Consider the following 20,319-nt stretch of genomic DNA (forward strand, 5'->3'; position numbering starts at 1 on the left):
TGTGAATTTTTAAAATGAAAATTTGATTTTTTTAGGTTTTTTATGGAAAAAAAGTATTTTAAAGGAAAAAAAGTATTTTAAAAAGTTTATGATCCTATAACCAGGGGCAATATAAGGAAGGGTAGTAAACCTGCACCAAAGAATATTGCAATCCCTGCAAGGGTGTAATTTCTTTTGTTGTCCATGACTCCGGAGCAAAGCAGGATTATCCCTATAAATGCCATTATAGGTGGAAGTATGTGGGAGTAAAGTAATGATCCGAATATAATTGCATCTGCCATATTATCCAATCTCCATCTGATTTTATGTATAAGCTGGTAAGTATTATTTGCTGAAATTATGTTATTCTAAACTATGTTATTTTTTTAATTTTTTATTTAGTCCTATCCTTCTATAATTTCTTTATCTTTTATAATCTATTAACAATTTTTGGTGAAACTTTTCAATATTTAATTTAAATTGAGTGAATTAAAGTTAAATCAATAGATAATTTCTTAAATTGCTTAATTTAACTTAAATTACTCAGATGTAATCTAATTTATGTAATAAATCCTTTCCGGGCCGATACTGTATAAACCATCACTGTATGGATAGAATGTGTTAAGGATGGTGTGTATGTTGTAATAAACCTGGAAGGCGCTTTTCTTCTTGGCCGCGTACTTATTAACGTTTACATCGGTGTAGTTTTTGGTTAATGCACTGGTAGCTGCCCTGGTAGCATGGTAATAATAGATGGGGAACTGTCTGTACTTCAGGTTAGGATATTTATCTTTCATCATTGCCATTCCCTGCTGACAGGCCAAGTGGTCACCATTTCCATCTCCAGTGGTGGTGTAAAAGACTGTGTATCCCTCTTTAAGATACAAATTTTCCATGGTGGTAAATACTGCATTCGCATTCAATCCACCATCCTCATAGCTCTGTATATTATAATTAGTACAGCCCCAAATGGCCATGACCTGCTTGAAAGAATCTTCTCTTATTAATTTCTTTTTATCCTCTGCAGTAGCATTTGCAGGGATTGCTACATTGTAGTAGTTAGTTACACTAAGTAGTTTGGATGTTATGGCATCACCAGAGGTCATGAGCTCGAAGTGAACTGTAGATCCATTCTCCATAATTCTCTGGACGGTTCCTCCGGCACCAATGGTCTCATCATCTGGGTGTGGTATTATAAATGCCACTTTCTCTGGTGAAGATGCGTTGGTTGTTACTGTTTGGTTTCCGGTAACATTCCCACCATTTGAACTGTTATTTTCTACTGAAAATATGGGAAATAAAGCAATAAATAAAATTAAGGGTATTGCCAGAATTAAAATAATGAATGTCTTTTTCATATTCATAACCTTGATCTGATTTGTATCTTAAATTTATAAACTAATTGGGATTCTATAATGTATTTAGGACTAATGAAATATAAATAGGTTATTATATTTCATTTCATCAAATCTATCTTGTTTTAAGGAGTGGTTGATTGTCCATTAAAAATTGTGCCTGATTTTTTGAAAAATAAAAAAAGGATTAAAAAAAGATTCTATTCAGATCTCTTTTTTTAACAGGTTACAATGGGTCTACTGCAGTTAAATTACAGTGAACGTACCTTTCTGCTGATGTATAACCTGGTGGCCAGCAGGTTCCCAGTACCAATTCTTTTTTACCTGCAGGGAATGTGATGACGTTGGTGGTGTAATCGTACCTTATGTCATTGTTGGAAACCACCTGGTAGGTGTATTTTTTCTGGGTCAAATAGTCGTTGATGTAGACTTTATCTCCCACCTGCATGTTTTCAATATGATTGAATGGCGCCGAATACCTGGTGTGGTGTCCGAGTAATCCCATTGAACCTAATTGGCCCGGATAGAAGCTTTTTGATAGAGTATCACCTGGTGCAGAGTAATGATAAACTGCACCCATCACGTTTAAAGTGTCGGTGCGTATATTCCAGGTTACTCCCAGTCTAGGTATGGTCACAGTTCCAAAGGCATATGTATCAGTCAGTTTGGTGGAATTGATCTTCAAACTGTTTTTAATGGTATTAAATGCAGTACTACTTGCAGATCCTTTGAAACCGTTCAGTAAAGATTCCACTTTGAATCCTTCATCAGGATAACTGAGTATGACACTGTAAAGAGCTCCATTGGTGTTTACCCATAATTCTCTCTGTTGGGTGGTAGAACCATTTTTCTGGACAGTGTAAGTGTTATCATACCCTGAAGTTCCATTTAGATCGATTTTATTACTGGATGTGAGTTTAAGGTTACTTTCAGACTCTTTAACTACATCTGGAACAAAATCCTTTGATGCATTGTATCCAGCGGGTATAACCTGGCGGCTGACAGTTATATTCATACCAGTTTCCGGGTCTTTAAAAGCAGCTATTTGAGCTCCTTGTGTTTGAACTTGCTGCCAACTGGCAGGGTAATTAAAAGAAATTTCCCCATTCTGGTAATGTTTGGTTTCGGTAGTGGAAGTGCCTCCTGCTGTCACGGTAATAACCAGTGCGACAATGACCAGAATAGCAATTCCAATAATAATATATTTCTTCAAATAAAATTCTCCCTAAAACGTTTTTTTATTATTATTTAATAATTTGAATAGTTATGCAGTTCTAATAATTTGAATAGTTAAGTTTTTAATAATCTGAATGTTTATTAAATGATTGGAAATGTTTTGAAATGGTATGGTAATTTGAAAAATTCCTTATTTAAGTTCCCTTTTTATATGTTTTATCTTGTGTAGGAGGTCCACATTTAAATAAGTTGTGGTTATCACCAGGGGTGATCACCAGTTTAAAAGAGTTCTCCTCAGTTCTTTCTCTGATTCAGCGATTAAATCAATACTTTCAACTTTGATATTTTTACCACACAAGTAATTTGCTAATTCTACTGGACTGGTACTTTCATCTACATCAGTGATTATGGAGTTATTCTCATAGCACACTAAACTGGCACCGTAGTTGGATAATTCATCATAAGTTCTTTCCAGATCATCAGTCTTCAACCGGAAGGAACGTGTTTTATGAGAAATCTGTGCTATATCAATGTTCATCCTCTGTAGAACCACTAAAACGTGCTTATCCAGAGCTGCTTCCAGGACTTCAGTATCTATAATATCCTTTTTCTTGTTAATGCGCACGGACTGACAGATCTGGGCTACATCACGGGCATGGGCGAAACTGGGTTGTAAGCCTTCACCACCCTCTTTTTTGGACTGGTACACTTTCATGAATCTGGTCAGGACTTCAGGCTGGAAACTTTCCTTGAGATCCTCCAGGTTTCTGCGGAAAACCTCGGTAACCTCTTCAATTTTTGGATTTTGAAGGAAAATATGGAGGGGGGCACGTCGAAGGTGAGCTTCATCCATTATACTGATATCCAGGTTGGTGGAGAATGCAGGAATGAAATGGGTGTGCAGGATAACTGGAATACCGCGCACGTAAACCACGTCTTTCTTGTTTTCCATGGGTACAATTAGACGGTTGAGGATGAGTTCATGATCATCACGCTGTCTTCCCAGATCATCAATTAACAGGATACCCCCATTGGCCTTAATCAGTGGAGATGTTTCATAAACCCCCTTGTTAGGATCATAATTAGTTTCCAGCTTGTTTAAGTTAAGTTCCGCGCCGGTTAGAACAAATGGGGCGTAAATCTTCACCCAACGGGGATCATTGGGTTGTTCTTCGCACATTTTATGAAAATCAGGGTCGTAAAGTTGTATGATTTTCCCACCGAACTCAATGTATTTGGGAATTACCAGTGGGGGTAAAAGATTGGGCATGGTACTGATGATGAATGTTTTACCAGTTCCAGGAGGACCATAAACAAAAATTCCCTTACCGATTATGGAAGATTCAATCAGGGCCTCTTTAGCATAATCCACACCTACAACTTGATGGAAGGTTTCCTGCACTACTTCTGGAGGTATTTCAAGGGGATAACGATGATGCATCTGGATCTTCATGATCTGGAAGTACTCTTCATAGGGAACAGGAGCAATACCAATATAGGGATTTTCTTCGGCAATACCACGAACTTTTTCACGTCCCTTCCGAGTTATGGTATATTCAACACTGGAAAAAAGGAACCCTCCACTAACCGGGGCGCAAAAACCACTTTTTTCCATCTGACTTAATGATTCTTCCAGAATGTCCCAGTGAATACCGGTTAATTCATTGATTGTACTGGTTTTCACTGTCCCATAGCTGCTAATGATTTTGAGTATTAATCCCTTAACTAAACTATCTGAAAGTTGCAGATCATCCAGATTTTTGGGTTGTTTCAATGCTTGGAAAATTTTTTGCATTTTTTCATCGTGATAGTAATTCATTGTAAACCACCGAAAAGCTTTATTCGGGTTTTAAGATTATTATTAAATTCTTAGATTATTATCATGTGTGTATGTGGTTTTTATGCACATATCCCTCTTTTTATGCACATATCCCTCTTTTTATGCGTGTATACATATTTTATGGGATTATTATCAGTATCAACATATTTATTTTCAGGTTATTATTCGGTACAACCGAGGTACAACCCGTTATTATTAGTACAATTAAATTTAATTCCCAGTTAGAGCATATTTTAATTCCCAAATTAAAGGATATTTTTCACATGGTTGATGTCAGGGACCACTGTGACCTTTAAACCTTCTTTTTCAATAAGTTCTTTTTCAGCTTCAGTTAGTTTAGAGTTGACCAGTATTGCAGACATACCTGCCTGGGTTGCTCCTAATATATCTTCACTGAATTTATTTCCAACCATAACTGATTCTTCTGCCTGGCATCCCATACGATCCAGAGCAAGCTGGAATATTTCATGGTCTGGTTTTTCAGATCCTGCCTCCTGGGAGGTTACCACTTCATCGAAAAAGTGATAAAGACCCAGTCGAATGAGTTTCTCCCATTGTTTAATGGTTAAACCATTGGAAATAACTCCCAACTGATAGTTACTTTTTTTAAGGTATATTAAGGTGGACATGGTGTCAGGGAAAAGTCTCAAAAGAGCGAATTTAACGTTATGGTAGGTGATCATACCCAGAGCAATGAGCAGAGGTTTTTCTTCTCCCATAACTCGTTTGGTTAAAATGTTGAAGTGTTTATCATAGTTAGATCCCTTCTCTTTGATGATCTTCCTCAAAAGAAGATAGGCTTCCTGTTGTGACAGAGGTAAACCTGCATCTATCATGGCTTGCAAAGCAGCTTTGCGGGCTCTTTTGGCAAAACCAGATGTATCATATAGTGTATCATCTATATCAAAAAAAACAGCCTTGATCATTTACCCACCCTTTTTTTATACATATCATTTTTTTTAAATTCAATTAATTCATGATAAGTCCATAAACACATATAACAATGATCCATGATCTTGGAATGTAAATAAAATTAATAAATTTAATATTAATAAAATTCTGAGTTAATAAATTTTTAATTAATTAAAAAAAGGTGATTAATTAAAAAAGGCATCTAAACTGGTCTGTTTTTCCTGGTGAACAATTTCTTCATGGGAATAACCCAATGAGTCAATTATTCTGGAAACTGCGGGTAGGACTTGATTTTCAATGTAATAGTTGGGGTCATAATTGGCCACATCCACATCTTCTAATGGTTCTGCGCGCTGACTTATGGGGCCCTTTCCTTTAACCACTATGTATCGTATAATGGATCCACGCCCTACTTTCCGGCCTCTTGCAATGGCTTTTTTAGCAGCAAGAACATGTGGTGCCATTTGTTTGTATTTATCTGGGTTTTTGGTAAGTTGAGTGTGGATTACCAGATCTTCAAGGGGTGTTTTACCATTTTTAATCTCTTCAACTATTTCTTTAATAATTTTAGCAGCTTTGTCAGGAGATGCATCCTTTAAAATGGCCATCATCACCTTTTCCTGGGTTTTTTTAGCAACAGGTGCCCAATCCCGTCTAACTAACTCCAAACCCTTAACCACAATTTTGTCATCCTGTATCAGGGCATACCTTTTTTTGGTGACAAAAAAACCCCTTTCGTAGAATCCTTCGAATTCTAGTTCCATTCCATGAGGTAATTCATGGTTAACTGAAAGTAGAAACTGGTCCACATTTTTTTTTATAGATTCGTGCAATGGTCACACCCAGTATAAAAATTCAAGTTCCCTCTTAATTAAAAAGCTTTTTTAGAGGATTTATTAATAATTTTAATGAGTATAAGTAATGATTTATGAGTATTTTGCATATCTAGAGATATAGATCTAGATAAATATTATTGGATAATTAATTTTAGGATACGTAATTTTAGATAATTTTAATTTAAAAAAAGGTATTAAAAATAGGATTAAACCTATTCTTCAACGAGGATACCGTTGATAATACCATCTTGTCCTGGGCGGGAGGTTACTTTAACCTTACCTGCGCTGGTTTCAACAACAGCACCTTTGGTGATGATATTCCTTCTTACAAAGTGAGTGTTGGCATGGTTTTCCACCACACTGGTAATATCGGCTAACTGCACCTTCTTGGTTTTAGGATCAACCACGTTGATCTTCTCCTCGTTGGTGAGTCGTATTTTCTCGTTACCACCTTTAGTTCTGATGGTTTTGATTTTCTTTTCTCCGATTTTGGTTTCTGCAGGTTCCCTACCAAATTCCATTTTTCTTTTGTTACGATTAGTTTTAGCCCGTGCGCCAGTGGCTTTTCTCACGGATGTTCCTTGCCAAATTGCCATTTAAATTCACCTCTATTAGCTTAACTTCTATCTGTTTTATAAATAAGTTACGGAAATATCATATTAAAATGTATTCCTATTGGAGCGTAAAAAAGTCTCAAACAAAGTCTTCATCTCCAGATGTAATGATTTTGCCAAAGATGATATATTAACCTTTCCCTACTAATCCCATAATTTATCATTGTTAATAATTATTCGTTAAATAATATTCATTAAATATCTAGTAATTGGTAATAACATTTATGAATAATTAGAATTAATTCCCCCAGACTAACTTATTCTCCCACACCAGACTAACTTATTCTCCCACACCAGACTAACTTATTCTCCCACACCAGACTAACTTATTCTCCCACACCAGACTAACTTATTCTCCCACACCTGATCAACTTATTTTCCACAATCCTATCCTCCAAAATATCCTCAGGATATGATTTAAAGAATATAAGAAGAAATCCGTGACTAGTGGAATTTATAATTATTTGCAGAATATTAATTTATAGGAATCTATAAATTTGGTGGGAATCTATAAAACTATTATTATAAACTCTCTGGTTCAAAGTGTAAGACAATTGAACAGAATTTATTGGGAATTTAGTTTGGAATGAAATGAATTTAGTTTGTGAATGAATTCTTGATTTTGGGCGGGAATACCATGGGCAATGTATTGGAATTACGGAAATTTGTAGCTCCTGAATTTATCTTTGGTTCGGGTGCACGATTACTGGTGGGAAGATATGCCAAGAATTTCGGGGCCCGAAAAATATTGATTGTCACTGATCCTCATATACTGGCTTCAGGATTGCTTCGTCCTGTTTTTAATGTACTGGAAGAGGAACAAATTAATTACGTGATTTATTCTGATATTAAATCAAACCCCACCGCACTCCAGGTTATGGAAGGAGCTAATTTTTACTTGACTGAAAATTGTAACTTCATTGTGGCAGTGGGTGGTGGCAGTGCAATGGACTGTGCCAAGGCCATAGGAATTGTTAGTTCGAATAAAAAAGAGATATATGAATTTGAAGGTGTGGATAAAGTTCCAATTCCATCACCACCACTGATCTGCATCCCCACAACCGCAGGAAGTGCAGCTGATGTTTCGCAATTTGCAATTATAACTGATTCAAGACGAAAACTGAAAATGGCCATAGTCAGTAAAGCAGTGGTACCGGACGTGGCATTAATCGATCCGGAAACAACACTCACCATGGACAAATCTTTAACTATTGTCACTGGTTTTGATGTTTTAAGTCATGCAGTGGAGGCATTTGTATCCAATGCCAGTTCTCCCATTACTGATCTGCATGCACTGGAAGCCATCAAACTGGTTGCCTCGAACCTGATTCCAGTCAGCAATGATCTGGATAACATTGAACTGAGAGCTAAAATGATGTTAAGCTCTTTAAATGCTGGATTAGCCTTTTCCAATTCAAGTTTAGGATTGGTACATGCAATGGCACATAGTCTGGGAGGTTTCCTGGATTTACCTCATGGGGAATGCAATGCACTGCTCCTGGATCAGGTGGTTAAATTTAACTTTGAAGCAGAAAGTGAAAAATACAAAGAAATTGCCAGAGCATTGGGACTGGAAATTGACGGAATGAATGATACAGAAATTAAAACAACTCTAATAAATGGGATAAGGGATTTAAAGCTTGAAGCGGGGATAAATTACTCTCTTAAAGATGTTGGGGTTGCTACCAGTGATATTCCTGAACTTGCGGGTAAAGCAATGAATGATGCGTGTATTATAACTAATCCCCGGAGACCAACCCAGAAAGATGTAGAGGAGATATTTAAAAATGCACTCTGATCTAGAGGATAATTGGGATTCTGTCCGTGAGAAAATAATAGGATTAGGGGAGCAATCCATCCGGAAAAGTTACTATCCTCAACTGCAGCAGAGACTCTCTGAACTGGAAAGATTCAGGGCACTGTTGGATGAAACCAATGAATCAATTTTCCTTTCAGAAGTTCCATCTGGGCATTTTGCTGATGTGAATAAATTTGCCAGCCAGCAACTGGGATATTCTACTGAAAAAATGCTTGAAATGAAAGTGGAAGATATAATTGATCCGGATAAACTGGATGAAATGAGAACAATTATTTTCAGTTTGTTCGATGGGAAGCATCTCAAAAACCGTAAAACCATTGAAACAGTTTTAAAAAGAAGTGATAACTCCCAGATCAATGTAGAAATGAGCATTAGTCTGGTGAAGTTCAGTGATGTTTTCTACATTGTAATGGTGGCCCGGGACATTACCGAACGAAAAGAGTTTGAAAACGCACTCAAATCTTCCCTTAATGAAAAAGAAGTCTTGATAAGGGAGATACATCACCGGGTTAAAAATAACATGCAGATCATTTCCAGTTTACTCAACCTCCAAAAACAGTACGTTAACGATGAAGAGGCAGTAGACGTCCTGAAAGAAAGCCAGAACAGAGTTAAATCCATGGCCATGATCCATGAAAAACTCTATAAATCACGTAATTTCTCGGAAATTAACTTTGCAGACTACATACGTAGCCTGGTTTCTGATCTTTTCTATTCCTACGGTGTGGATTCAAACCGGGTTAAAACCATCATTTTACTGGAGGAAGTGATGATGGGATTGGAAACAGCCATTCCCTGTGGTCTTATTGTAAGTGAACTGGTGACTAACACCCTGAAATATGCTTTTCCCCATCAGGAGAAAGGTGAGTTTAAAATAGAACTCCATTCGGAGAGTGATGGTTTTTATGATCTGATAATCAGTGATAATGGTGTGGGAATGCCTGAAAACATCAACTTTGATGAGACTGATACACTGGGATTGCAACTGGTAAACAGTCTGGTGAATCAACTGGAAGGCACCGTTGAATTGTCCCGGGATAAGGGGACCAAGTTCAACATCAAATTTAAAGAATTGGAATATAAAGAAAGAATTTAAAAGGATTTATACAAATTATTTCATGTGAGAACTCTTACATTACATTTTTTTTTGGATTGATATTATTTTTAATCATTGGATAATTCTTCCTTTACTTTTTTAAGCTTACCCTTTAATTCTCCTTCTTTTTCCTTAATTTTGCCCTTTAATTCCCCCATATTAATCAATCCTCCCCTTTTTATCTGAAAATATCTAAGAAACTCTCTAATTGGAAATAATCCATGGAAAATCTAAACTTATCTATAAATATTTTTTTTCCAAATGTGATTGTCTTTTATTTTCTAATTCAATCTTGGTATCTCCAACTTATTACTACTTAATTCAACTAATTTCACTAGTTATTATGTTTATCCCACTTTATAACAGTATATCTAGAGAAATACATTTTTTAGTTCTTTGAATATCTAATCCAAAACATCCCAGTCACGAATTTCTATTTTTAAATCCTTAAGCTGGTCCTCAACTGAGTTTTCAGGACTGTATGGCAGTACATGTCCAGTGATAAATGGTTTTGGTAGATTTAATGATTTTAAATTTTGTTCGGCAACTTCCTGCCAAATTTTCAGCCAACCTTCTCTGGGCTTTTCAAGGGAGGAACTTCCCTTAATTCCCAAGTGTTCAATCCATAGGGAATTTCGCAGTTTTCCAATATAATTACTTGAATCGCTATCCAATCCTGGCAGTATAACGTTGATTTCCATATTTCTATGGAATTTGGTGTCAAAAAAACCTTCAAGTTCATTAACATAAGTGAGGGATGAACCATCAAGGTTGGCAGTGCCCACAGTGGCCCATAAATCATCCACAACACCCACTTTGGCGTGTACATAAACCGGTTGTATTTGGAACCTTTGTTTTTCCCATCTTGTAGACCACAGTGTAAAAAAACCGATCTGAGGATGTTCCAGAATATCTTCATAGGTTTTTATTCCCATTTTTTCAATGCACTGGTTCTGCCATTTTTTGTATCCGGGGTTATCCGGGTTTTCATTCATCAATACTATCACTTGAATGTCATCATTATTCTTTAATGTATTTTTCAAAGCTTTAACAATAGTTTTATTGGTAAAAAACTGGTTTTCAAGGTATATATAATCCTTAGCATTGGCCAGGGCTTTTCGATAGCCTTCAAATATTCCCAGTTCCCCTTTGTCAGTTAATGTTTCTGGGGTTACTGATCTGGCCACCTGAACCGGCGTTTTTCCTGAACCCCGTGTTTTCAGATGTTGATCCATTCTTCCATGTCCATTGTAATCTTCCCTGGAAATGTAATTCCACATCTGGGTGAAAAATTCTTGCACATGATAAACTGCCCCTCCTTTTAATTTAATCGACACATCATGAACCGGTCTCACACCACTAGGCTCACGTCGGGGGTCGTTAATTAAATGCCTCGATGAGTCCCAGTAATCTTTTTTAAAGGGAGATCCAATAATATAAGCTTCTTTATCATCAACAATCAGAGTTTTAGCATGCATCACATGCAGACCATGAGATTTGAACTGACGGATTTCAACAGAACTCTCTTTGAAGAAATCTTTTATCTCTTTGTAACTATCCGGCACCGCCAGGTTTTCATTTAAGATTATTTTCACCTGGATTCCCCTTGAACTGGCATTTAAAAGGGTTTGGGTTAGAATATCCTGGGTATGGAAGGTACCATCAGTTTCAGAGGTGAAGGTGGCGGTGAAATCTGGCTCAAATTCGAACTGTGTGAGATAAACATATGAATGTGCACTGTTAATGGACTGGACCAAACTTTCAAGTTCGCTCTGATTATCAACCAGAACCTCTACCTGGTTATTCTCTGTAAATCTTGACTTTTCAGAATTTCCCAGGGTTACGTACCATCCAGTTGCCCAATTTCTGGGGATTATTATGTCTCCAATATTCTTCATGGTTTCAGATACCGCGATGTATTGTTCTGTTTTGAAAAGTTCAGATGCCCCCAGAACATCTTTGATCACCACCTGAATAGTAGGTTTATCATCTAAAATATTTTGATAACTACTTGGGGGATATAAAACCTCATAAAAACCATTTTCATCAGTTTTAGACTCATTTAAAACATGATAATTTTTAATTGCTACTGGGGAAATCTTATCAATAATTTCCACAGCAGGACTACGCTTTAGGGAGTACTCGGTCTTTCCAGCACCTTCCACTGAAACCACCAAACCCTCCAGCGGGTCACCATTTTCATCTAAAACCTTTCCCTTAACTCCTCTGTTGGGACCCTTAACCTTCACAAGTCCCAAATCTATTGTTTTACCTTTTAAATTAACGGTTAAAATAGTTTCATACAATTTTTCATCTTTAAATCCAACTTCCAACTTTATTTTCACAGGGGAGTTTTGATTTTTTTGTTTTTCTGCTAATTTCAGTGATGAAACGTGGAAGTTACCATCAGAATTGGTTACGGTTTCTGCAATTTTTTGATTCATCACCAAAGGATTGGAATCAATCCGCTCTATAATCAGATTGTGATGTGACAGTGGTTTCCCATCAACTCCTACTAAACGCCCTTTAAACAGATTACTTTCCATTTGGGTCACTTCCAAGGTTTGAATATCTTTAAAACCAAAAAATTACCATATATTTTCATCTTAATTATTCTGTTAACCTATTTTTAAATAGTTAACAATAAAGTAGTTTAATTTAAATTCCAAAATTCAACATCTTTTTTATGCAGTTTTAATCTTTTTTATGCAGTTTTGTATAAACTACATAAAACTACCTTTTTATTATTATGTTTATTCAGGTTATTAAATGGTAATATGCTCAACCTCTTAATATCCTTCTATTTCAGTCTTTTTTTCTATTTCGGGCTTATTCATGGATTCTATTCAATAATTTAGATATAAGGAATATTTAAATAGACTAACATCCCAAGTACCATCAAGAATATATTTCAAATTCTATTCTCGCTACTGGCTTATAGAATGGTGTAAAAGCCAAAAAAGGCTTTAAAATATTGAATATTTAGTTTAAACCAAATAAAACTGGTGAATCAATGAAAATCGGAATGTCACATGGGGCTGGCGGAGAAATAATGCAGGGCCTCATCTCAGATATAATACTGGATAACATAAAGAACAAGACAGTAAATGGTGGAGTGGGCCTGGCAGACCTGGATGATGGAGCCACCATCCCTCTGGGTGAAAATGAAATTGTAATCAGCACAGACAGCCATACCATTGACCCATTATTCTTCCCGGGGGGAGATATTGGTAGAATTTCAATGGCAGGCACTGTAAACGATGTCTCAGTAATGGGTGCCCGCCCCCTGGCCATAGCCAATGCCATGGTCATCAGTGAAGGTTTTGATGTGGACGAACTGGAACGCATAATCAAATCCATGGATGAAGTATGTCAGGAAACAGGTGTGGCTATTGTAACAGGGGATACCAAGGTAATGGAGAATGACAAGTTAGATAAAATGATTATTTCCACCACCGGGATTGGTATTGCTCCTAAAGGTGCCATAACCCGTGATTCAGGACTTGAGGTAGGGGATAAAATCATCCTCACTGGAAGTGTGGGGGACCATGGAATATCCTTAATGAGCTACCGTGAAGGTTTTGGCTTTGAAACAGACCTGAAATCCGATGTGGCTCCGGTTTGGGGTATGGTAGAAGCAGCACTCGATATTGGTGGAGTGCATGCCATGAAAGACCCAACCCGTGGTGGAATAGCCAACGCCCTTAATGAACTGGCCTCCAAGTCCGGTGTGGGAATGTTCCTGGATGATGAGAAGATACCAGTTAAAAGGGAAGTTCACGCCGCATCAGAGATGCTGGGAATTGACCCGTATGAAGTTGCCAATGAAGGTAAAGTTGTTATGGGAGTAGCTCCTGAAAAAGCCGATGAGATACTGGAAGCTATTCGTAAAAACAAGTACGGTGGAGAAGCACAGATAATTGGTGAGGTAACCACTGATAAACACGTGATCCTGGAAACATCACTGGGTGGTAAAAGGATACTGGAAGCACCCATAGCAGATCCAGTTCCCAGAGTATGTTAACCCTATGTTGATAGTACCGGGTAATTCCACTAAGGAGATGTTCTGACGGAGTAAGGTTATTATACCAATAACCTAATAATCTTATAGCAATAACTAAATACTCATTCACATCCATGGAAAATAACAGGTGATTATGATGCAGGAATTTTGGGGTAGGCGGCTGGTGGCGTTAATTGTTGACGTGATTTTCATCACTCTTTTAATGTGGGTTTTAACTGCCATAGTTTATCCAGTACTGGCATGGAATAATCTATATTCAGTTTTAAATTATTGGCTTGTACTGTTGGGTGTGTTGATAGTTCTATACTTCACAGTAATGGAGGGCAAATGGTCTTCAACCCTGGGCAAGGGCTTACTGAAACTTAAAGTCCAGGCTGCTGATGGAAATATGAACTGCAAAAAGGCATTCCTGCGAAACATCTCCAAATTCCTGTGGGTCCCACTGGTAATTGATCTTTTAATTGGAGTGGTTGTGAGTAAAGAAGGAACACGGCAAAGATATCTGGACATACTTGCCAAAACCACTGTAATTAAAGTGGAATAACTTAGAAAAGAATTATTTTAACTGGGAATACTTTAATTGGATATTATTTTAAACTCTATCTTTTTTGGAAATACATTGAATCTAAAAAATTCATTTTAAAAAAATTCATTTAATCTGAAATAATATAGACTGATCTGGAAAACAAAAAATTGGAAAATAGGATATAACGATTAGATCTCCATTTTCCATTGTTTTATTGGTATTTTTTCCTTGTTTTTAATGTTATTCATCCACGATTTTAACCAGTTGGACCTCTTCTGGTTGAGCTATGGCCCTGCCGATTATTATGGTTGCTACCACAGCTATGATGGTGATCACCACTGCATATATTAATAACCCCCATAAATCGCTTCCTTTTGGAAGAAACTGTAATATGATCGCTTTTATTGCTTCATTCCATGCCAGTGCAGCAATCAATCCAAACGCAGTGGTGATTAATGTTGCAATGGTTTGAAGTACCTGTCCCTTAACTTCGTTTGCCTGCTTTTTCATATGTTCCCCTCCTCACAAGAAATACTTACTTATTATTTTTGTATGATAATTTATATAAATTTTAAATCTGGAAGATAATTTAAGGATATTATGTGGACTAATTTTTCATGGGGAAGGTTTTACCACAAGTTAATGGTATAAATTTTTGTGGTTAATTAAAAAATAATTTGCCCAGTAAAAAATCCATCCCAGTAAAATCTATCAATAGACAAACGTAGATCTATTAAAATAATAGAACCGGAAAACATAATGTAAAGGATTAATAGGATCTTTTCGGTTTACCCTTTTGTATCAATTAAACTGGAAAAAATAAGGAATAAGAAGTACGGAAAGATAAAATGAAAACAACTTTCATGGGTGCATCTACAAAACAGGGTTATGAGATTGCTGCTAAAAGTAGGGAGATTGTAAGGTCCCTTATTGATGAAAAGACCAAAAATTTGACACCGGAGGAGAGATCCATTGTGGAGCGGATCGTGCACTCCACCGCGGATCCTGAATATGCGGATATAACTAAGATGAGTGGTGATTTTGTTGAAAAAGGTCTCGAAGCAATCTCCAAAGGAAAGGACATCCTGACCGATATCAGCATGGTAAAAGCAGGAATAAACAAGTATTCGGGGAACATTAACTGCTATATCAACGATGAAAGAGCCATAAAACTTGCAAAGGATCAAGAAATCACCCGTGCAGCTGCCGCCATGGAGTTAGCAGCTTGTGATGGTTTTGAGGGGGTGGTGGTTATTGGAAACGCACCCACCGCACTGTGGAAAGTAATGGAACTTGTTGAAACCGGATCAATGAATGTCAAAGCAGTGGTGGGAGTACCGGTTGGATTTGTGGGTGCAGCAGAGTCTAAAAAAGCACTCCATGAAACTTCAATCCCTAATCTGGTTACAGAAGGCCCTAAAGGGGGTACTCCAGTTGCAGTGGCTGCGGTGAATTCTTTAATCAATATTATAAGGTAATGCAAGTAAACAACCATTAAAACTATTCAGGAGAATTATAATCATCTGGGGATTTATAACCCTTCCTGAGAATTATAATTATTTAGGATAATCATTTAGGAGATCTATAAACAAATCAGGAGAAGCTGACATGAAATCTGAAGACCTATTCAAAGATGCTAAAAATTATCTTCCCGGAGGAGTTGACTCCCCAGTAAGGGCCATTAAACCATACCCCTTCTTTGCCCTTAAAGCAGAGGGCCCACGATTATTTGATGTGGACGGGAACAGTTACCTGGACTACTGCCTGGCCTATGGGCCGCTGGTTCTGGGCCATGCCTACCCTCCAGTGATGGAAACAGTTTCCAAACAATTATCAAATGGCTCTGCCTATGGTGTTCCCACTGAGAACGAGATCAAACTGGCTAAGGAAGTTGTAAAACGGGTGCCCTGTGCAGATATGGTCCGTTTTGTTAACTCCGGTACCGAGGCCACCATGAGTGCCATTCGCCTGGCCAGAGCAGTTACTGGTAAAAATAAGATATTGAAATTTGAAGGAGCCTACCATGGTGCCCATGACTATGTCCTGGTAAAATCAGGATCCGGAGCAGCTGGTTTACCTGACTCCCCTGGAGTCCCAGAAGAAACAACCAAAAACACATTACTGGCACCATTCAATGATGCAGAAGCCATTACCAGCCTGGTGAAAAAGGAGAAGGATGATCTGGCAGCTATTATCCTGGAACCAGTTATGGGTAACGTTGGCTGCATACCTCCTAAAAGAGAATTTCTGGAATTTTTACGGGAAATAACTGCTGAAAACGGCATTATACTCATCTTTGATGAGGTTATCACTGGTTTTAGAATTGCCAAAGGCGGGGCCCAGGAATACTTCGATGTGACCCCTGATCTGGTGACCATGGGGAAAATTTTGGGAGGAGGATTCCCAATGGGTGCATTTGCCGGTAAGAAGGAATTCATGGAACGCATAGCACCTCAAGGAGATGTATACCAGGCAGGAACATTTAACGGAAACCCCATATCAATCACTGCCGGCCTGGAAACCATGAAACACCTGGATGAAAAATTCTACCAGGAATCCGAAACCAGCGGACTGAAGATGCGCAGGGGACTGGAAAACATCCTGGAAGATGCATCCTTAAATTATCAGGTGGCAGGTCTATCATCAATGTTCCAGATCTACTTCACTCAAAGTGAGGTATGGGACTATGCCCAGGCTAAAACTGCCGATACCGAGAAATTCAACACCTACTTCCAGACCTTACTTGCCAACGGAGTTTTCATTCCACCATCCCAGTTTGAGTGCTGTTTCCTATCACAGGCCCATTCACCTGAGGATATACAGATAACCCTGGAAGCAATGGAAAAAGGAATCAAAGCTGCCGAAAAGTAATAAACCATTACTTTGTTTAACAAAATTCCTTGTATGTTCTTTTGAGTCGGGATTCAAAGGGATGTTCATTTTTTTTACCTATCAATAAAATATTTTATTAGTGATTGGCATTTCAATTTTTAAGACCCATTAACATAGGGAGCTTAACATAGGGAACTTAACATATGGAAATATTCGATTGTACTTTTGTTAAATACGTTCTAATAATTATTTGTGCGTGAAATTAAACTCAGATTACCAATAAAATTTCACGCTCAAATCAGACCCCTGTTTATTTAATTTATATTTTTGTATCTTGTTAGTGCTCCTGTTTCTACTGCTTTTTTGATACAGTAATGTATGAGATAAATATCTGAGACTATCCATTCAAAATATTGTTTAATTTCTTTTTGTTCTTGAAGAGTATCAGAAAGTTTACTGTAAATATGCATATCTGGTAGTTCTTCTGGTATCTCATCTTTCTCAATTGCAACTACTAATACATCCAGAATTTTAGAACTTAAATCTATAAGTGGAGAGAAATCCAGTTTAGAATCATGTTCATAACCCACAATTGCGGAAATATCCTCTGTAAGATTGTAACATGCACCGGATATTTCTTTATAAATTTCAAGATCCTTGGAAACATCTTTAAATGTATCTTGAACCTTTTTTAATGATGATTCAAGGTTATTGTATTCTAATAATGCTGTTTCAAGTTTTGAAGTTGCAGTTTTAATATCATAGTTTCCAGATAATACAAGCTCGGAATAATCTTGATTTACTTTCAAAACATTAGAAACCTGGTCCGGCAAATTTATCATCAATCTTTTGGGCAGTACACCGTAAACGAGTATAATTGACACAATTGAACCAATAAGGATGTCTATTATCCTAGCAGCAGCATTATTAATCACTTCACCCTGTGGCCAAACAAAAACTGTAAAAACACTTACTGCCAGGATCGAAAGACCAATATAATTGGGTAAAAATGCTCTGAAGAAAAAAAGTGCCACTAATGCAAATATCAGTAGCATATAATGTGGGAAAATAAATGCTAAAATTATAGCTAATATGACTGCGAAGAGATTGAATGAAACCCTCGTAATCATGTTATCCCACGTGCTGGTAACATCAGGTTTGAGTACTATAAGAACACCCATAGCAATCCAAGCTGGATCTCTTGAATGGTCGATGAACACAAAAGATAGGGTTATCACCATTGCAATTGTAAATCTTAATGCATGACGTATGTATAATGAATCCAGATTAAATCTAGATTTTATCACCTGTTTAAATGACATCTTATTTAGAGGGGTGATTTTAACAGTTTCCTCTTCATTTTGATTTATTGGTCCTGAAAGTATCCGATTTGAATCTTCAAAAAGCTTTATAAAATTATCTGTTAAAAATTTAACAGATTCAGCACCTTTTTCATCCATATACAAATTTAATTCATTTAAATTTGATTTAAAATTTTTAAGATTAACTTCTCCTTTTTTATTTACTATATGATCTGCTATAGCGCTACTAACAGAATTAGATTCATTAAGAAAGTTCTCAAATAAAACTGCTACTTTACCTGTAAGTCTTGACTGAACTGTTCTCCCATAATTTCTGAGTCCGGTCAAATACAATCCATAATCAAATAGGTGATGATATGATTCATTAATAGGAACTCCTGCTAGAATGCGTCTTACTGAACCTATTTTGTTTATAGATGTGTTAGGATCAAACCCTGATGCAACCATTTTCCTTTTATAATTATCTCTTTGCATAAATTTCCACACCAGAAGTATGGAAGCTACAAGATAAGCAAATAAAACATAAATAATCAAATCAAAAATATTTGTACTACTTTTTATAAGTACCGTTGCGGTATAATATGAAATAAAAATCAGATACCCAAATAATCCCTCAGCCTTTCCAAATATATAGAGTGTAAATGGGAAAAAAGACCATATTATAGTCAAAACTATGAAAAATGGTAATCCAAACATATGTGCTACTGAAGCACTTACAAATGCCAAAGACATTAAAATAAATCCAATAACTGAAAAAGTAACAGACTTTTGGAATGGAATTGCTTGATCCATTAGAACAGATGCAAATAAAACTACCATAAAAATAATTTCTATACCTTGCCTTAAACCAATAAAATAAGCTATAATAACACTTAAAATAGCTAAGCCTACTGCTCTAAATGCATGGCCCCATAAAGGTTTTCCGGTGGGAGCTGAAAGTCTTTTAAATCTGCTAATAAATCCTTTTCTTTCCAAACCATCACATCCTTTTAGTTTAGACATATGTTAAGTTGGCATGTTTAGGATACATCCTCCTAATATGCTTTTTAAAGATTTAAATGATGATAACAGTTTGCTGGGAGATTTTCAGATTGTTTGGAACATTTCTCAGGTTGTCCCTTGCTCATAAGCTTATATTAATTGTATTCATAAGTTTTTCTTGAAATTAGATAGTTGGGTGGTTTTTTTGGGAAACAATGTCACTCAGTAACACATATCCTTTCATAATTATGTTTAATATTATGATCATCACCTCATATAAAAACAAGATATTTTTTGGCTGTAAATTAGTTGGTGTTGACATTTTTTATGGTGGTTGGTCCATTTTTTCATGGGAAAGATAATTATTCTCTTTATCCTCCTGATGTTATAGATGAAAAAAATGTTGTCAATGCTTTAATCACACAAATTACATCCATTAATGCATAAATTCATTCACTGATCTATGTATGGGGGAAAATGACAGAGTTCTTGCAGATTGTAGTCGATAGCATGATATAACGAAGGCATGAATAGAATAATAGCACTAGATTTCAGGAGCAGTTACTATAAATAATGTCAATAACAATTACCTCTTTAAATGAAAAAGTTTAACTTATAGATGCTGTATTCATATTAGTAGTAAAGAATTGGCTTAAAAATATTCCAAAATTCTAGAGAAGTTATCGTTGGGAGCAACCCTCTTATGAAGAAAGTATTTTTATGGTGGTTAATTGCCGGTAGCAAAGGTGGAGAAAACCGGGCCAGGATGATACTTGAACTAAAACAAAGACCATACAATGCCAATAAGCTTGCTGAGAAGCTTTCACTGGATTATAAGACAATAAGGCATCATATGGATGTTTTACAGGAGAACCAAATAGTTGAATCCACCGGAGAAAAATACGGTGCATTATATTTTCTCTCAGATGAAATGGAAAAAGATTATGGTACTTTTCTGGATATTTGGGAAGAATTTATGAAAAGTGATGAACAAATAAAATAAGAAG

Annotated in this window: 17 protein-coding genes; 7 read left to right on the forward strand and 10 right to left on the reverse strand. The window is 36.6% G+C overall.

Annotation, left to right across the window (positions count from 1 at the left end; translation table 11 throughout):
• Positions 1-86: 86 nt before the first annotated feature.
• From A994_RS07940 to A994_RS07970, 7 genes are all read right to left on the reverse strand, one after another.
• Positions 87-281: a hypothetical protein gene (locus tag A994_RS07940; protein ID WP_004030941.1), complete on the reverse strand. Its 195-nt coding sequence runs from the start codon at positions 279-281 to the stop codon at positions 87-89.
• Between the two features lie 252 nt (positions 282-533).
• The gene (locus A994_RS07945) at positions 534-1,337 is read right to left on the reverse strand and encodes a PIG-L family deacetylase (RefSeq protein WP_004030942.1); all 804 of its coding nucleotides are present in this window, start codon (positions 1,335-1,337) and stop codon (positions 534-536) included.
• A gap of 223 nt (positions 1,338-1,560) precedes the next feature.
• A complete protein-coding gene (locus A994_RS07950) occupies positions 1,561-2,547 on the reverse strand; it encodes a sortase domain-containing protein (RefSeq protein ID WP_004030943.1) in 987 nt (328 codons plus the stop codon).
• A gap of 234 nt (positions 2,548-2,781) precedes the next feature.
• Positions 2,782-4,329 (reverse strand): ATP-binding protein, encoded by a 1,548-nt coding sequence (locus A994_RS07955; RefSeq protein ID WP_004030944.1) that lies wholly within the window; start codon positions 4,327-4,329, stop codon positions 2,782-2,784.
• Between the two features lie 266 nt (positions 4,330-4,595).
• Complete coding sequence (locus tag A994_RS07960) at positions 4,596-5,276, reverse strand: TIGR02253 family HAD-type hydrolase (RefSeq protein ID WP_004030945.1); 681 nt, start codon at positions 5,274-5,276, stop codon at positions 4,596-4,598.
• A 171-nt stretch (positions 5,277-5,447) separates the two neighbouring features.
• Positions 5,448-6,095: a DNA polymerase domain-containing protein gene (locus A994_RS07965; RefSeq protein ID WP_004030946.1), complete on the reverse strand. Its 648-nt coding sequence runs from the start codon at positions 6,093-6,095 to the stop codon at positions 5,448-5,450.
• 215 nt (positions 6,096-6,310) lie between these two features.
• Complete coding sequence (locus A994_RS07970; protein ID WP_004030947.1) at positions 6,311-6,694, reverse strand: 30S ribosomal protein S8e; 384 nt, start codon at positions 6,692-6,694, stop codon at positions 6,311-6,313.
• 655 nt (positions 6,695-7,349) lie between these two features.
• Between A994_RS07970 and ercA the strand changes: the two genes are divergently transcribed.
• Positions 7,350-8,510, forward strand: a complete 1,161-nt coding sequence (gene ercA, locus A994_RS07975; protein WP_004030948.1) for an alcohol dehydrogenase-like regulatory protein ErcA — start codon at positions 7,350-7,352, stop codon at positions 8,508-8,510.
• Positions 8,500-9,627: a sensor histidine kinase gene (locus A994_RS07980; protein WP_004030949.1), complete on the forward strand. Its 1,128-nt coding sequence runs from the start codon at positions 8,500-8,502 to the stop codon at positions 9,625-9,627. Before ercA ends, A994_RS07980 begins: the two co-directional genes overlap by 11 nt.
• A 404-nt stretch (positions 9,628-10,031) precedes the next feature.
• Here the strand turns inward: A994_RS07980 and A994_RS07985 are convergent, their stop codons facing one another.
• A complete protein-coding gene (locus tag A994_RS07985; RefSeq protein WP_004030950.1) occupies positions 10,032-12,173 on the reverse strand; it encodes a phospholipase D-like domain-containing protein in 2,142 nt (713 codons plus the stop codon).
• A gap of 467 nt (positions 12,174-12,640) precedes the next feature.
• Between A994_RS07985 and hypE the strand changes: the two genes are divergently transcribed.
• Both hypE and A994_RS07995 read left to right on the forward strand, forming a co-directional pair.
• On the forward strand, positions 12,641-13,651 hold the full coding sequence (hypE, locus tag A994_RS07990; protein ID WP_004030951.1) for a hydrogenase expression/formation protein HypE: 1,011 nt from the start codon (positions 12,641-12,643) through the stop codon (positions 13,649-13,651).
• A 136-nt stretch (positions 13,652-13,787) separates the two neighbouring features.
• Entirely contained in the window at positions 13,788-14,195 is a 408-nt protein-coding gene (locus tag A994_RS07995; protein ID WP_004030952.1) for an RDD family protein, read from the forward strand.
• A gap of 222 nt (positions 14,196-14,417) precedes the next feature.
• Here the strand turns inward: A994_RS07995 and A994_RS08000 are convergent, their stop codons facing one another.
• Positions 14,418-14,687, reverse strand: coding sequence for a DUF5654 family protein (locus tag A994_RS08000; RefSeq protein WP_004030953.1), 270 nt, complete (start codon positions 14,685-14,687; stop codon positions 14,418-14,420).
• A 338-nt stretch (positions 14,688-15,025) separates the two neighbouring features.
• Between A994_RS08000 and A994_RS08005 the strand changes: the two genes are divergently transcribed.
• Both A994_RS08005 and hemL read left to right on the forward strand, forming a co-directional pair.
• Positions 15,026-15,655 (forward strand): cobalt-precorrin-8 methylmutase, encoded by a 630-nt coding sequence (locus A994_RS08005; RefSeq protein ID WP_004030954.1) that lies wholly within the window; start codon positions 15,026-15,028, stop codon positions 15,653-15,655.
• 130 nt (positions 15,656-15,785) lie between these two features.
• On the forward strand, positions 15,786-17,048 hold the full coding sequence (gene hemL, locus A994_RS08010; protein WP_004030955.1) for a glutamate-1-semialdehyde 2,1-aminomutase: 1,263 nt from the start codon (positions 15,786-15,788) through the stop codon (positions 17,046-17,048).
• Positions 17,049-17,323: 275 nt separating this feature from the next.
• On the opposite strand, the gene A994_RS08015 is transcribed toward hemL, so the two are convergent.
• Positions 17,324-19,333, reverse strand: coding sequence for an FUSC family protein (locus A994_RS08015; RefSeq protein ID WP_100222277.1), 2,010 nt, complete (start codon positions 19,331-19,333; stop codon positions 17,324-17,326).
• 682 nt (positions 19,334-20,015) lie between these two features.
• On the opposite strand from A994_RS08015, the gene A994_RS08020 reads away from it, so the two are divergent.
• Positions 20,016-20,315 (forward strand): winged helix-turn-helix domain-containing protein, encoded by a 300-nt coding sequence (locus tag A994_RS08020; RefSeq protein WP_004030957.1) that lies wholly within the window; start codon positions 20,016-20,018, stop codon positions 20,313-20,315.
• Positions 20,316-20,319: the final 4 nt, after the last annotated feature.

It is taken from the genome of Methanobacterium formicicum DSM 3637, from assembly GCF_000302455.1.
Classification (GTDB): domain Archaea; phylum Methanobacteriota; class Methanobacteria; order Methanobacteriales; family Methanobacteriaceae; genus Methanobacterium; species Methanobacterium formicicum_A.

What these genes read in the sequence shown, in the direction of transcription:
- A994_RS07940 (WP_004030941.1), bottom strand. Translation starts at nt 281, where the DNA reads ATGGCAGATGCAATTATATTCGGATCATTACTTTACTCCCACATACTT.
- A994_RS07945 (WP_004030942.1), bottom strand. Translation starts at nt 1,337, where the DNA reads ATGAAAAAGACATTCATTATTTTAATTCTGGCAATACCCTTAATTTTA.
- A994_RS07955 (WP_004030944.1), bottom strand. Translation starts at nt 4,329, where the DNA reads ATGAATTACTATCACGATGAAAAAATGCAAAAAATTTTCCAAGCATTG.
- A994_RS07960 (WP_004030945.1), bottom strand. Translation starts at nt 5,276, where the DNA reads ATGATCAAGGCTGTTTTTTTTGATATAGATGATACACTATATGATACA.
- A994_RS07970 (WP_004030947.1), bottom strand. Translation starts at nt 6,694, where the DNA reads ATGGCAATTTGGCAAGGAACATCCGTGAGAAAAGCCACTGGCGCACGG.
- ercA (WP_004030948.1), top strand. Translation starts at nt 7,350, where the DNA reads ATGGGCAATGTATTGGAATTACGGAAATTTGTAGCTCCTGAATTTATC.
- A994_RS07980 (WP_004030949.1), top strand. Translation starts at nt 8,500, where the DNA reads ATGCACTCTGATCTAGAGGATAATTGGGATTCTGTCCGTGAGAAAATA.
- A994_RS07985 (WP_004030950.1), bottom strand. Translation starts at nt 12,173, where the DNA reads ATGGAAAGTAATCTGTTTAAAGGGCGTTTAGTAGGAGTTGATGGGAAA.
- hypE (WP_004030951.1), top strand. Translation starts at nt 12,641, where the DNA reads ATGAAAATCGGAATGTCACATGGGGCTGGCGGAGAAATAATGCAGGGC.
- A994_RS07995 (WP_004030952.1), top strand. Translation starts at nt 13,788, where the DNA reads ATGCAGGAATTTTGGGGTAGGCGGCTGGTGGCGTTAATTGTTGACGTG.
- A994_RS08000 (WP_004030953.1), bottom strand. Translation starts at nt 14,687, where the DNA reads ATGAAAAAGCAGGCAAACGAAGTTAAGGGACAGGTACTTCAAACCATT.
- A994_RS08005 (WP_004030954.1), top strand. Translation starts at nt 15,026, where the DNA reads ATGAAAACAACTTTCATGGGTGCATCTACAAAACAGGGTTATGAGATT.
- hemL (WP_004030955.1), top strand. Translation starts at nt 15,786, where the DNA reads ATGAAATCTGAAGACCTATTCAAAGATGCTAAAAATTATCTTCCCGGA.
- A994_RS08015 (WP_100222277.1), bottom strand. Translation starts at nt 19,333, where the DNA reads ATGTCTAAACTAAAAGGATGTGATGGTTTGGAAAGAAAAGGATTTATT.
- A994_RS08020 (WP_004030957.1), top strand. Translation starts at nt 20,016, where the DNA reads ATGAAGAAAGTATTTTTATGGTGGTTAATTGCCGGTAGCAAAGGTGGA.